This window comes from Stenotrophomonas sp. 22DLJC03 (assembly GCF_056861405.1).
Window position 1 is genome coordinate 165,523 of the sequence record NZ_JBSPUG010000001.1, and the last position, 13,304, is coordinate 178,826.

Below are 13,304 nucleotides of genomic sequence, written 5' to 3' on the forward strand. Positions count from 1 at the left end.
GATAGCGGGAAACTGTCGAAGGCGGGGTGGGTCCGGTTGCGGGGGCGTGAGCGCCATGGATGGCGCGACCGAGCCTCCATGGACGGATTCACGGCGTCCCCCGCAACCGGACCCACCTCGCCATCCCACGGATAGCCAGCTGCTGCTGTTGCTTCGGCTGTTGCTGTTGCATTGAGCGGGTGCAGGGCGCAGCCCTGCAAAAGAAACTCCTACTTCATGGCCACTGCATCTCGCCCTTGGCCACCTTCGCACTCAACTCCAGCGACTCCACGCCTGCCAGCTTCGGATAGCGCGACTGCATCGCCTTCACCAGCGCCGCACTGTCCTTCGCCTTTGCCGCCTCAACATCGAACACACGGATGTAGTCTGCGGTGAAGCGCAGCGCACTGGCATCCAGTGCCGCACCCGGCGCGTAATGCCCCGGCACCACCACCTTCGGCTTCAGTGCCTGCAGCCGCTGCAGGGTCTGCAGCCAGTCGGTGTGCGACTTCGGCGTCTGCGTGTCGGCCATCCACACGTGCTCGCCCGCCACCACCGGAATGCCACCGACGATCGCGCGCAGCGACGGCACCCACAGCACCGTGCGATCCGGGGTCGGGCCATCCAGGCCGATCAGCGGCAGGCGCTGGCCTTCCAGCTGCAGGGCATCGCCGTCCAGCACCTGTGGCACCACGATGCGCGCGGGCACGTCGCTGCCCATCTTCGGCCCCCAGTAGGCCAGCTTGCCGGCCTGGGTCTGCTGGATGTGGGCGACGGTCTGCGCAGTGGCGACGATGCGTGCCTGCGGGAACGCGTCCTGCAGGGTGGCCAGGCCGAAGTAGTAATCCGGATCGCCGTGGCTGATGTAGATCGTGGTCAGCTGCTTGCCGCTGGCGCGGATCAGCTCGACCAGCTTGCGCGCGTCGCTGGCACCAAACTGCGCATTGACCAGGATCGCGTCGTGGCGGCCTTCGATCAGCACCGAGGACACCGAGAACATCGCCTGCGGGCCGGGATGGAAGGTCTGCAGGTGCAGCTGGGATTTCGTCGCCATGGCCGGCGCCGCGGTGGCCGGTGCGGCCAGCAACGGAGCGCTGGCGAAGGTGGCGGCAAGGGCGAGGGGAAGCAGCAGGGCAGCGGTACGCATGGGAATTCCTTGTGGCGGATGGCGAGCCGAGCGTGGGCGCGGCTCTACAGGTGGGTAGCGCCGGGCCATGCCCGGCGGCCTGGCATCAGTACGCCGCGGTGATGATCTGCTTCGGGTACTGGTGCGCTTCCAGCTCAGCAACGAACGCGGCGCCGTAGTCGGCGTAGCTGATGCGGCTGTGGCCGCTGGCATCAGCGAGGAACGCCTTGGGCTGTACGCGGTACTGGCCGCGCTCTTCACCCGGGCCGATTTCGGCGGCCGGCGAGAAGAAGGTCCAGTCCAGGTCCTCCACCGCCTGCAGGCGGTTGAACGCCTCACGGTGGGCCAGTGCGTAAGGCTTGTAGGCCTCCGGGAAGGTGGGGGTATCGACCAGCTGCACGCCGGGTGCGACTTCCAGGCTGCCGGCACCGCCGACCACCACCAGGCGCGGCACGCCGGCCTTGCGTGCGGCGGCAGCCAGCTGCGCGGCGACCTCGCCGACGCGGCCGATGTCATCGCCCGGGCGCGGGCCGTAGGCACTGGCCAGCACGTCGTGGCCGGTGATGGCGGCAACCAGCGCGTCCTGGTCATCCAGCGAGGCGATCACCGGGTGGGCGCCGGCCAGTTCAGCCGGGAGGTCCTGTGCGCTGCGCACGATGACGGTGAGTTCGTGGCCGCGGGCCAGCGCGTGGCGGGCAATCTGGCGGCCGATGTTGCCGGTGGAACCAACGAGGGCGATCTTCATGGCAGGACTCCGTGGAGCGGTGTGGGGTGGGAATGGGGCCACTCTAGGCCGCTGCAGTCGCTCGAAAAACAGCGTATAACGCGCTTGTTTGTTGCATGGATCGAGCATATGGACCGAATGACCGCCATGACCGTGTTCGTCGAGGTGGCCGAGCGCGGCAGCCTGACGGCCGCAGCTGAAGTGCTGGACATGTCGCGGGCGATGGTCAGCCGCTACCTGGCCGAGGTCGAGGGCTGGCTGGGTGCGCGCCTGCTGCACCGGACCACGCGCCGGGTCAGCCTGACCGGACCCGGCGAGTCGGCGCTGTTGCGCTTCCGGCAGATGCTGGCGATCGGCGAAGAACTGCAGGGCGAGCTGGCCAGTGATGATCCCGAGCCGCACGGCACGCTGCGGGTGACCGCCAGCGTCTCGTTCGGGCAGAGCCACCTGGCGCGGGCAGTGGCCGGCTTCGTCGCGCGCCACCCGGCGGCGCGCATCGAGCTGCTGCTGGTCGACCGCACGGTGAACCTGGTGGAAGAGCGCGTGGATCTGGCGGTGCGCATCGCCCGCCAGATCGACCCGAGCCTGATCGCGCGGCGGCTGGCCACCTGCCGTTCGGTGCTGTGCGCGACGCCGTCCTACCTGCAGGCGCGTGGCACACCGACCGCGCCCGAGCATCTGGCCGCGCACAACTGCCTGACGCATCACTACGTCGGCAAGAGCCTGTGGCAGCTGCACCGGGAAGGCCGTTCGCTGTCGGTGGCGGTAGGTGGCAACATCAGTGCCAACGAGGCCTCGCTGCTGCTGGAGGCGGTGCGGGCCGGTGCCGGTATCGCCATGCTGCCGACCTACCAGGTGGCGCCGCTGCTGCGCAGTGGCGAGCTGATCGAACTGCTGCCCGAATTCAGTCTGGACGAACTCGGCATTCATGCGGTGTACGCGTCACGGCGCCAGCAGCCCGCTATCATGCGGCGATTCCTGGACTTCCTGGCCGAGTGCTTCGCCAGCCCGGCCTTCCAGGATCTGGATTGGCGCCCACCGGGCAAGGAGAACACATGAACCATGGACAGGCCTTGATCGACCACAACCGTGCTGCCTGGGACCGCCAGGCCAGCGAAGTGCGCGAATGGTCGCGCCCGGTGGAAAGCTCAACGATTGCTGCCGCGCGCGAGGGCCGCTGGCAGGTACATCTGACCCCGCGCGCGCTTCCGCTGGACTGGTTGGGTGATGTGCGCGGCCGTCGCATCCTGTGCCTGGCGTCGGCCGGTGGCCAGCAGGCGCCGGTGCTGGCGGCGGCCGGGGCAGATGTCACCGTGTTCGACCTGTCCGATGGGCAGCTGGAACAGGACCGCGCGGTCGCCGCGCGCGATGGCCTGCAGCTGCGCACCGTGCAGGGTGACATGCGCGATCTGCACGTGTTCGCCAACGACAGTTTCGATGTGGTGTTCCACCCGATCTCGAACCTGTACGTGCCCGATGTGCGCCCGGTGTGGACCGAATGCCGGCGCGTGCTGGCGCGCGATGGCATGCTGATGGCCAGCTTCTACAACCCGGTGCTGTTCGTCGGCGCGCGCGATCCGCAGCTGGATGCACAAGGCCTGATCCGGCCGCAGTACGCCATTCCCTATTCGGACCTGGAAGACCTGGCACCGGCCGAGCGCGAGGCGAAGCTGGCCCGTGGTGACGCGCTGACCTTCGGCCACAGCCTGACCGAACTGATCGGCGGCCAGCTCGATGCCGGCTTCGTCATCGATCGCTTCATGGAAGACTGGCAGCCGCAGCCGCGCTTCCTGATCGACCGCTATGTGCCCACCTTCCTGGCGACCCGCGCACGCCGGATCGGCTGAGGCGGAACTGCCAAAAAGGGGCGGCGTACAATGGACGGCCCCACGTCATGCAGGTGCCGTTCCTTGTCGTATCCTTATCCGCTGGTCGTGTTCGACCTCGATGGCACGCTGGTCGACAGCGCCGCCGATATCGCCGAAGCACTGAACCGCACGCTGGAAGACATCGGCGTTGCGCGCGTGCCGGAGGCTACCGTGCTGGGCTGGATCGGCGACGGAGTGCGCCGCCTGGTGGAGCAGGCCGTGCATGCGGCCGGCCGCGAGGTCGACATGAGCGAGGTGATGCCAGTGTTCATGGTGCACTACCGCGAATGCCTGCTGCGCAGCCCGCGCCTGTTCGATGGCGTTGCTGAAGCGCTGGCGAAGCTGCGTGAACGCAATGTGCCGCTGGCGATCTGCACCAACAAGCCCGAAGCACTGGTGCCACCGCTGCTGCAGCACCTGGGCATCGGTGATGCGTTCGCGCTGATACTGGGCGGCGATTCGCTGCCGCAGCGCAAGCCCAGTGGTGAACCGCTGCGGCACATCGCCGCGCACTTCGGCCTGGCCGTGGGGCAGTGCCTGATGGTGGGTGATTCGCTGACCGACTACCGCGCCGCCGAAGATGCCGGCATGCCGATCGCGCTGGTGCGCTACGGCTACCCGCGCGGCCTGGACCTGGCCACTGCGCATGCGGTGGCGGTGATCGACGACCTGCGTGAACTGCCGGGGTTGCAGGGCTGATTCAACGGATAACGCCGGTCGCCGGGCGGTAACCCGGGCCGACGCAATGGGTAGTGCCGGCCGCTGGCCGGCAACCCGGAATGCGCTGCCGAAGGTCATGATGTTGCCGGCCAGCGGCCGGCACTACCATGAACGTTGCGCTCACTTCGGCTGGTAACGCACGCTCAACTGGTACTCGCGACCGGGCTGGTTGAACCACGCCACGGTCTCGTAGCTGCGGTCGAACACGTTGGCGGCACGCGCCAGCAGCGACCACGATGGCGTCAGCGCGTACTCGGCGCGCAGGTCCAGCGTGCCGTAGCCGCCCACCTTCACTCTGTTCGCCGCGTCGTCATAGCGCTTGCCCGCACCCTGCACGGTCAGGCCGGCGCGGAAATCGCCGAAGCGGCGGTCGATGTCCAGGCGTGCGGTCTGTTGCGCGCGGCGTGGCAGCCAGTTGTCGAACTGGGTGCTGCCGTGGGTGCGGTTGCGCGGGTCGGTGTAGCTCAGCTGCGCATTGATGTCGAAACCGGCCAGCAGCACGCCACCGGTCAGTTCGGCGCCACGGATGCGCGCCTTCTCCACCTGCTGCATTTTCATCGTGAATGCATCGTAGGTGATCAGATCATCGATGCGCGTTTCGTACACGTCCAGGCCCCAATGCCAGCCCTGGCCCTGCTGCGAAACACCGAGGTTGGCGCTCTTGGACTTTTCCGGGTTCAACGTCGGCACGCCGCTCCACGGGTCGTACAGGTCGCTGAAGGTCGGTGCCTTGAACGCCGTGCCGTAGCTGGCATTGACGCGCAGGCCGTGGCCCAGCTCCATGGCCCAGCCAACGCTGCCGGTGGCGTGATTGCCGAACTGCTGGTTGTCGTCGTTGCGCGCGCTGACCTGCAGCTGATGGCGGCCGAAGCGGCCCTGGTACTGCACGAACACGCCGGTGTTGCGGCGGCTGTCGACGAGGTAGCCGGCGCTGCTGCCATCCAGGTTGTCTTCGCTCCAGTCCACGCCAGCACTCAGCAGCTGGCCCTCGGCCAACGTGATGTCACCCTGCAGCGAGGCGCTGTTGCGATGGGTCTGTGCACTGCCGAACACCCCCGGTGCGCCGAAGTTGTCCGACTCGTTGTCGCTGCGGCCGACATTGGCGGTGAATGCCAGGCGTTCGGACGGGGTGTAGCGCACCTTGCCGGCCAGCACCTGCTGGCGGGTTTCGGAGTAGTTGTAGTAACCGTCGTAGTGGTTCTTGCCGTCGGCGCGCAGTGCGCTGCCTTCCACGGTCCACTGGTCGTTGAAGCTGTAGCCACCGCGCAGGCTCTTGGACAGGTTGCGGTAACCGTCGCGGTCGTGTTCGTCGGCAAAGCAGCCGGCGAACAGCGTAGCCGAGCCGCGGCAGGCATCAATGCCGTCGGAGTGCTGGTAGGCGATGTCGGCGCCGAACCAGCCGCGCTCGGTACCACCGCCGATGCCGCCGCTGGCTTCGCGCAGGCCGTTGCTGCCGCCACCGAGCTGGAAGTGCGGGGCGAAGTCGCCCTGGTTGCGGCGGGTGAAGATCTGGATCACGCCGCCGATGGCATCGGCACCGTACAGGCTTGACTGCGGGCCGCGTACGATTTCGACGCGTTCGATCTGCGCCAGTGGCAGGTCCTGGTACATGGCCAGGCCGAGGTCGGCACTGTTGATGCGAACGCCATCGACCAGCACCACGGTGTGGCCCGAGTTGGTGCCGCGCAGGAACAGCGAGCTCTGCTTGCCGAGGCCGCCGGAGTTGGTCAGGTTGATGCCGGCACGGCCGCGCAGCAGTTCCTGCAGCGAGGTGGCCTGGCTGGATGCGATCTGCGCGCGGTCGATCACCTGCGCCGGCGCGATGCTGTCCTGCAGGGCGATCGGGGTACGGGTGGCGGTGACCAGGATCTGGTCAAGCGCGGTGGTGTCATCGGCGGCCTGGGCCAGCGTGGGCAGGGCGGCAAGCACGGCCAGGGACAGCATTCGGGACTGCAGCTTCATCGGGGGAACTCCGGGTGCCACGTACGCCCGCGTGGCGAAGGGGAGGAGCCGCGAAGGCAGGCACGCGCCGATGCCGCAGCACAGGCCGCGATCATCCAGCGCCATGCCCACCGCATCGCGACCTGAGGCTTCCGGGCCGGTCTCCGGGCTTGCCGCCGGGTGGCGCGAGGCCACCGTCCAGGCGCCTTCCCATGCCTGCGGCACAGTGGCGGTACTGCCTGGAACTGACGTGCTTACCGTTGCGGGGGCAGCGCCGGCATGGCGTGGAAACACGCGTCACCGGCTTCCCGTTTCAACCTGCCGGCCATGGCCGCAGGTCACCTGGAAGTGCGCGCAGTCTACGGCATCGCAGGGAGCGCGTAGCGTCGAGTTTGCTCGACTGCCCTTAGAATGGCCCCTTGATCCCGTGGTGCCGTTGCCGATGTCCGCCCGTTTTCCGTTGTACCTGCGTCGCCCGCATGGGACGCACGCATGATCCTCGACCTGGTCCGCCACGCCGGCAATGGTCGCGATGAATTCCTTGATGGCCGCAGCGATCCGCCGCAGCTGGCCCGCCTGCCACAGGAACTGGTCGAGGCCTACGGCGGACTTCCCTGGGAGCGGGTGATCAGCTCGCCGCGGCTGCGCTCGCTGCACACTGCCATGGCACTGGCCACCCCGCGCGGGCTGGACGTGGACGCGGACGAGGAATGGGAAGAACTGGATTTCGGTGATTGGGACGGGCAGTCGCTGTTCGACCTGCCGGAGGATGCACTGGCGGCCTTCCACGCAGATCCGCATGCGTACCCACCGCCGAACGGTGAAAGCTGGGGCCACTTCGAGCGGCGCATCGCGCGCGCGCTGGATCGCCTGCTCGATGATGACGATCCGGTGCCGACGCTGGTGGTCAGCCATGGCGGCCCGCTGCGCATGGTGCTGTCGCAGGTCTGTGGCCTGCCGATGTCGCTGTGCTGGGCCCTGCGCATCGACCACGGCACCCGCCTGCGGGTGAGGCTGGAACGCGGTGAGGTAAGTGTGGTGGGCGAGCTGCTGGAGCTGCAGCAGCCCTGAGCCCACGCGCCGGGCATGGCCCGGCGCTACCGATCCCGCATCAAAGTGGTAGTGCCGGCCGCTGTCCGGCATCCCCAGGAACGCGGAGGCTTCAATCCTCGTCGGCGCTCTCGGCCACGCTGTCTTCCGCGTCATCATCGGTGTCGAAGCGCTGCTCATGCACCGGGCCCGAGGCCGGGCCGGCCGCTTTCAACGGATGTGCGGCGATGCGCGCCTCATAGTCCTGCACCAGCGCCTCGCGCTGCGGCTCGCTCAGTTCCTGCCAATGGCAGTCCAGCAGTGCGCCTTCCAGCGAGTACAGCAGGTTCAGGCTGGGCTTGAAGCCTGCGCGCTTGACCTTGACGAAGGCGCCCACGGCACCAATCGCAACCAGGTCTTCGCGGCTGCGCAGGCCGACCTGGCGCAGCCACGCCGCACTCTTCGGGCCGATGTTGCGCAGCTTCGGTGCGCTCATCCCAGCGCCTCGACGAACACGCGGGCGATGGCTTCCAGGCCGGCCTGGTCGTCGGCATCGAAGCGGCCGACCTTGGGGCTGTCGATGTCGAACACGCCGATCAGTTCATCGCCACGCAGCAACGGCACCACCAGTTCCGAGCGCGAGGCCGAATCGCAGGCGATGTGGCCGGGGAAGGCATCGACATCATCCACGCGCTGGGTCACGCGCTGGCTGGCGGCGGCACCGCACACGCCCTTGTCCAGCGGGATGCGCACGCAGGCCGGCAGGCCCTGGAACGGTCCGACCACCAGCTCTTTGCCGTCGTACAGGTAGAAGCCCACCCAGTTCAGGTCGGGCAGGGCGTGGTAGACCAGTGCCGAGAGGTTGGCCGCGTTGGCGATGCGGTCGGACTCGGCGTAGACCAGGCCACGGGCCTGTTCCAGCAGCTGGGCGTATTGTTCCGGCTTGCTGCCGGTAAGCGAGGCATTGGCGAACATGCCCGCAGTCTAGCAAGCGCGCCGGGCCGGCGATAATGCACGCTCTGTTGCCCCGCTGGAGCTTATCGATGCCGTTGCCCGCCACGCTGCCGCCTGCCCTGTTCGTCACCGGCACCGATACCGAGATCGGCAAGACCGCGGCCAGCACCGCGCTGCTGCATGCACTGCGCCGGCGCGGCCTGCGCGCGGTCGGCATGAAGCCGGTGGCCAGCGGCAGTGAGGATCTGGGACAGGGCCTGCGCAACGAGGACGCGCTGGCGCTGCAGGCGGCCAGCTGGCCGGTGCCGGACTATGCCGACCTGAACCCGTATGCGCTGCGGCAGCCGCTGGCGCCGGAGCTGGCTGCTGCCGAGGACGGCGTGCAGGTGGAGCTGGCGCCTATCGTGGCCGCGTTCGAGCGCCTGCGCGCGCAGACAGACATCGTGGTGGTGGAGGGCGTTGGCGGTTGGCTGGCGCCGGTCTCGGCCACGCTGGACCAGCTCGATCTGGTGCGTGCGTTGCATCTGCCGGTAGTGCTTGTGGTCGGCATGCGGCTAGGCTGCGTCAACCACGCACGGCTGACCGCGCAGTCACTGCAGGCCAGCGGCGTGGAGTGCCTGGGCTGGATCGGCAATCATATCGACCCGGCGATGCAGCGCCAGGATGACAACATCGCCACGCTGCAGCAGCGCCTGCCGATGCCGTGCTGGGGGCGGTTGCCCAATCTTCCGGGGGCGAATGGCGAAGCGTTGGCGGCGCATCTGCTCGAGTGACCCTGAGTAGTGCCGGCCGCTGGCCGGCAACTGCATCCACCCGGCGATCCCGAGGTTGCCGGCCAGCGGCCGGCACTACCGTGTTGCAGCTGCCAGCTCCTTCGCGATCGCACCGAGCCGCTCCACCGCACCGATGAAGCGCGCATCCAACGTCTGGCAGCATGAGAGTCGCAAGCAGTGACGGTAGCGCGCGCCGCGCGAATACACTTGGCCGGGCATGAACACGATGTCCTCCTGCAGCGCACGTTCGAACAGTTCGCGGGTATCCACCCCCGGCAGTTCCAGCCACAGCAGGAAGCCACCCTGTGGCTCGGTGGCACGGGTGCCGGCCGGGAAGTGTTCGGCCACCAGCTGGCGCAGGCGACCGACCTGTTCGCGGTACAAGCGGCGCATGCGATGCAGGTGGTGTTCGTAGCTGCCTGCTTCCAGATACGCCGCCACCGCATCGCCCAGCAGCTGCGGTTCGCCACCGGTGGACTGGAACTTGAGCAGTGCGATGCGCTCGGCGAAGCGCCCCCCGTCCAGCCAACCGATGCGGTAGTCCGGCGCCAGCGTCTTGGAGAAACCACCGACCACCATCACCCAGCCATCGCGATCAAACGCCTTCAGCAGCGGTGCCGGCGGCTCGCAGAACTGCAGTTCGGCGTACACCGCATCTTCGATCAGTGGCAGCTGGCGCGCGTTGACCAGTTCGGCCAGGCGTTGCTTGGCCACTGTCGGCATGGTGCAGCCCAGCGGGTTGTGCACGGTCGGCATCACCACCAGTGCGGCCAGCGGCGTGTGCTCCATCAGTGCGTCCAATGCGTCGACGTCCAGCCCGTGCTGCGGATGGGTGGGCAGCTCGATGGCCTGCAGGCCGAGGTTGGCCAGCAATGGGTACAGGTTGAAGTAGGACGGTGCTTCGATGCCGACCGCATCACCGGGTTGGGTCACTGCACGCAAGGCCAGCTGCAGGGCTTCCATCGCGCCGTGGGTCAGCAGCAGCCGCTCGCTGTGGGTGTGCAGGCCCATGCGCGGACCGCGCCGCACGATCTGCGCCAGCAGTCGCGGCGAGCCGTTCGGGCGCGCGTAGGTTTCCACTGTCTGCTGACCGTGGCGCAGTACCTGCGCGGTGTGCCGGGCCAGCTGTGCGCCGGGATAGAACTGGCGTCCGCGCGGACCGGCAAAGGCCAGATCGATCACACCGGAGCGGCGTTGTGCCTCCAGCACGCGGGCCATCAGTACCTGCTGCAGCGGCGCGGTGGGTGCGGACGGAGTGTCGCGCAGCGAACGTTCCGGAACCGACAGCCGCGGCGCAACTTCGAAGCCGGCCTTCGGCCGCGGAATCACCAGGCCGGCATCTTCCAGCTGGCGATAGGCCGCGATCACCGTGTTCAGGCTGAGCCGGCGCTGCGACGCCATCTGCCGCAGCGAAGGCAAGCGGCTGCCAACCGGAAGACGTCCGCCGTGGATGGCTTCGGCCAGTTCATCCGACAGCCGTTGGTAGCGGGGTGGGATCATCGCGCTCTGGTCATCTGTATCCATCGAACTTCCCGCCATCTGGTTCTGTACCCATGATGATGGCGAGCCTAGCATGTCGTTGTCGGACGGGCCTGATCGGGGCGTGGCCGATACTTCCCAAGCGCACGGCTGGATGGCCGTGCGTCTTTTTTTTGTGTGTAGAGCCGTCAGCGCATCGGAACCAGCACCGCCTCGCGCCGGTACAGCGCCGGGAACTGCCTGCCCAGCGCGGCCAGCTTCGGTGCGTCGTAGTAGCGGATGTAGGCCGCCTGCGGGTAGTTGGTCATGTAGTTCTGGTGGTAGCTCTCGGCCGGGTAGAAACGTTGGCCGTTGCCGAGCTGGGTGACGATCGGCGCGCGATAGCTGCCGGCCTGGCCGAGCTGGGCGATGTAGGCGCGGCTGGCAGCCTGCTGGCGCGCGTCATCAGAGAAGATCGCCGATCGATACTGGCTGCCGTGGTCCGGCCCCTGGCGGTTGAGCTGGGTCGGGTCGTGCACCACCGAGAAGAACACCTGCATCAGCTGCCCATAGCTGACCTGGCGTGGGTCGTAGTCGATCTTCACCGCCTCGGCATGACCGGTCTGGCCGCTGCTGACCCGCTCATAGCGTGCATTGGCAGCGCTGCCGCCGATGTAGCCGGACACTGCATTGCTCACGCCTTTGACGTGCTGGAATACGCCCTGCACGCCCCAGAAGCAACCGCCGGCGAACACCACGCTGGCGTGGGTGGCGTCATCGCGGAACGCGGCGTCGCCGCTGGGCGCCGGTAGTGCCTTGGCCTGCGCGCTGGCTTCCAGCGGTGCCGCGACTGCACCGTGGTCGACCAGCAGCACGCCAGCGATCAATGCAGTAGCCACCAGGCCGGCGACACCGGCGGCGATACCTTGTTCAAAAGAGAGTTTCATCGTGTGCTCCCGTTTCAACCGAAGGTGAAGGCGTAGGCCTGCACGCCCGTGTCGAGGAATTCGATCTCGAAGCGGTGCGGGCCGACCGTGCCGCGCTGGCGAACCAGCTGGTACAAGCGGTGCTCATTGACCACGCCGCTGCCATCGGCACCGACATCGCTGCCGGCATCGGCAGCGGTCAGCGGCTTGCCGTCCAGCCACACGCGGAACCGTACCGGCGTGCCGTCCTGGATCGGTGCCAGCACCAGGTGCAGGTCCCGCGCGTGGAACTGGAAGGCGATGCGGCCACCGGCCTGCTGCAGCTGCGCGGCCTCGTCGGTGACGGTCCAGCGTCCGGACAGGCCCCACTGGTTCAGTGCCAGGGTGGTTGGCAGCGTGTAGTCGAACGGGCTATCGCTGCGTTGGCCGCCGGGTGAGGCGAACTGCTCGGCACGCGCGTGGCCCAGATAGGTCTCCGGCGAGCGCAGGTTGCTCATGTCGGCCTGCACGGCCACGCCCTGCAGGTCGGCTGCGGCGGGGTTGGCCGGTGGTGGCAGGTTGGTCTGCCCGGCTTCGGTCAGCAGCCGGCGGATCACTTGTTCCGAGCGTGCATAGTTGCCCTCGCCGAACTGGTGGCCGCGGATGTTGCCCTGTGCATCGACGAAGTACTGCGCCGGCCAGTAGCGGTTGTTGAACGCGCGCCAGATCGTGTACTGGTTGTCGAGCGCCACCGGGTACTCGACCTTCAGTTCCTGCACCGCCTTCATCACGTTGCTCGGGTTGCGTTCGAAGGCGAACTCCGGCGTGTGTACGCCGATCACCACCAGCCCATGGTCACGGTAGCGACGTTCCCATTCGTGCACGAACGGCATCGCGCGCAGGCAGTTGATGCAGGAGTAGGTCCAGAAGTCGACCAGCACCACCTTGCCACGCAGCTGCTGCGCGGTCAGCGGCGGACTGTTGAGCCAACCCGTGGCACCGTCCAGTGCGGGCAGGGTGCCTTCCACTGGCAGCGGTGCATCTGCACCCGCATTGGGGCCAGCCATCATCATCATCGGCGGTGCCGCCGGCTGCGCACCGGGCACGGCGTCCAGCAGGCCCTGCTCGATGCGCGCGGTGCTGACCGTGGACAGGCGGGTCAGCAGGCCAGTGTCCCAGCCCAGGCCGATCGCCACCACGGCCAGCAGTGCGGCCACGCCCAGCACCTTGCGCAGTGCGTCGCCGAGGCCGAGCCGCGCCTGCAGCGCATGGAACACGCGGCCGCCGACCCACACCGCCAACGCCAGCGCAGTGATCGCACCCAATGCATAGGCAAGCAGCAGGGTACTGGTGCCGACGCTGGCACCGTGCAGCGCGGCACCGGTCAGCACCAGGCCAAGAATCGGACCGGCACAGGGCGCCCACAGCAGGCCGGTGGCGACGCCGATCAGCAGCGAGGTCCATGCGCCGCCACGTCCTGCGGCGTCCGCGGCATCGGCGCGTGCGCTCAAGCGTGCACCCACACGCTGGAACGGCGCCAGCAGATGGTCGGCCAGTCGTGGCCACAGCAGCGCCACGGCAAACAGCGCCATCAGCAGCAGGGCGATCCAGCGCCCGACCTGGTTGGCCTGCGTCACCCATTGGCTGCCCACGGCGGCCAGGCTGGCGACCACGGTGAAGGTGAGCGCCATGCCCAGCAGCAACGGCAGCGTGCTGCGCAGGAATGGACGGTCGGCGCGTGCGAACACGAACGGCAGCACCGGCAGGATGCAGGGACTGAGCAGGGTCAGCGCGCCCCCGAGGTAGGCAAGCAGCAACAGCAGCATC

The 13,304-nt window shown here is 68.0% G+C and carries 13 protein-coding genes and 1 riboswitch; of the genes, 5 read left to right on the forward strand and 8 right to left on the reverse strand.

Features of this window, described 5'->3' with window-relative positions; all coding sequences use genetic code 11:
• Positions 1-214 precede the first annotated feature (214 nt).
• Together AC13GA_RS00770 and AC13GA_RS00775 are read right to left on the reverse strand one after the other, a co-directional pair.
• On the reverse strand, positions 215-1,126 hold the full coding sequence (locus tag AC13GA_RS00770) for an MBL fold metallo-hydrolase (RefSeq protein ID WP_482997357.1): 912 nt from the start codon (positions 1,124-1,126) through the stop codon (positions 215-217).
• Positions 1,127-1,211: 85 nt separating this feature from the next.
• Entirely contained in the window at positions 1,212-1,850 is a 639-nt protein-coding gene (locus AC13GA_RS00775) for an NAD(P)-dependent oxidoreductase (RefSeq protein ID WP_482997358.1), read from the reverse strand.
• A 108-nt stretch (positions 1,851-1,958) separates the two neighbouring features.
• Between AC13GA_RS00775 and AC13GA_RS00780 the strand changes: the two genes are divergently transcribed.
• The 3 genes from AC13GA_RS00780 (at position 1,959) to gph (ending at position 4,396) form a co-directional block, all read left to right on the forward strand.
• Positions 1,959-2,888, forward strand: coding sequence for a LysR family transcriptional regulator (locus AC13GA_RS00780; protein WP_482997359.1), 930 nt, complete (start codon positions 1,959-1,961; stop codon positions 2,886-2,888).
• Positions 2,885-3,676: a class I SAM-dependent methyltransferase gene (locus AC13GA_RS00785; protein ID WP_482997360.1), complete on the forward strand. Its 792-nt coding sequence runs from the start codon at positions 2,885-2,887 to the stop codon at positions 3,674-3,676. The genes AC13GA_RS00780 and AC13GA_RS00785 overlap by 4 nt, the downstream gene beginning before the upstream one ends.
• Before the next feature lie 63 nt (positions 3,677-3,739).
• Positions 3,740-4,396 carry a phosphoglycolate phosphatase gene (gene gph / locus AC13GA_RS00790; RefSeq protein WP_136639258.1) on the forward strand — a complete coding sequence of 219 codons (657 nt, stop codon included), beginning with the start codon at positions 3,740-3,742 and terminating at the stop codon, positions 4,394-4,396.
• A 141-nt stretch (positions 4,397-4,537) separates the two neighbouring features.
• On the opposite strand, the gene btuB is transcribed toward gph, so the two are convergent.
• Positions 4,538-6,379, reverse strand: a complete 1,842-nt coding sequence (btuB, locus tag AC13GA_RS00795) for a TonB-dependent vitamin B12 receptor (protein ID WP_482997361.1) — start codon at positions 6,377-6,379, stop codon at positions 4,538-4,540.
• Between the two features lie 117 nt (positions 6,380-6,496).
• Positions 6,497-6,719: riboswitch (cobalamin riboswitch) on the reverse strand.
• Between the two features lie 131 nt (positions 6,720-6,850).
• On the opposite strand from btuB, the gene AC13GA_RS00800 reads away from it, so the two are divergent.
• Positions 6,851-7,429, forward strand: coding sequence for a histidine phosphatase family protein (locus AC13GA_RS00800; protein WP_136639260.1), 579 nt, complete (start codon positions 6,851-6,853; stop codon positions 7,427-7,429).
• Positions 7,430-7,520: 91 nt separating this feature from the next.
• On the opposite strand, the gene AC13GA_RS00805 is transcribed toward AC13GA_RS00800, so the two are convergent.
• Positions 7,521-7,883 (reverse strand): TfoX/Sxy family protein, encoded by a 363-nt coding sequence (locus AC13GA_RS00805; RefSeq protein ID WP_125892467.1) that lies wholly within the window; start codon positions 7,881-7,883, stop codon positions 7,521-7,523.
• On the reverse strand, positions 7,880-8,362 hold the full coding sequence (locus AC13GA_RS00810) for a GAF domain-containing protein (RefSeq protein ID WP_004140850.1): 483 nt from the start codon (positions 8,360-8,362) through the stop codon (positions 7,880-7,882). The genes AC13GA_RS00805 and AC13GA_RS00810 overlap by 4 nt, the downstream gene beginning before the upstream one ends.
• A gap of 68 nt (positions 8,363-8,430) precedes the next feature.
• Between AC13GA_RS00810 and bioD the strand changes: the two genes are divergently transcribed.
• Positions 8,431-9,114: a dethiobiotin synthase gene (gene bioD, locus AC13GA_RS00815; protein ID WP_482997362.1), complete on the forward strand. Its 684-nt coding sequence runs from the start codon at positions 8,431-8,433 to the stop codon at positions 9,112-9,114.
• 75 nt (positions 9,115-9,189) lie between these two features.
• On the opposite strand, the gene AC13GA_RS00820 is transcribed toward bioD, so the two are convergent.
• From AC13GA_RS00820 to AC13GA_RS00830, 3 genes are all read right to left on the reverse strand, one after another.
• On the reverse strand, positions 9,190-10,638 hold the full coding sequence (locus AC13GA_RS00820; protein ID WP_046983059.1) for an aminotransferase-like domain-containing protein: 1,449 nt from the start codon (positions 10,636-10,638) through the stop codon (positions 9,190-9,192).
• Between the two features lie 143 nt (positions 10,639-10,781).
• Positions 10,782-11,519 (reverse strand): peptide-methionine (S)-S-oxide reductase MsrA, encoded by a 738-nt coding sequence (gene msrA / locus AC13GA_RS00825; RefSeq protein ID WP_253077866.1) that lies wholly within the window; start codon positions 11,517-11,519, stop codon positions 10,782-10,784.
• A gap of 14 nt (positions 11,520-11,533) precedes the next feature.
• Entirely contained in the window at positions 11,534-13,303 is a 1,770-nt protein-coding gene (locus AC13GA_RS00830) for a cytochrome c biogenesis protein DipZ (protein WP_482997363.1), read from the reverse strand.
• Position 13,304 lies beyond the last annotated feature (1 nt).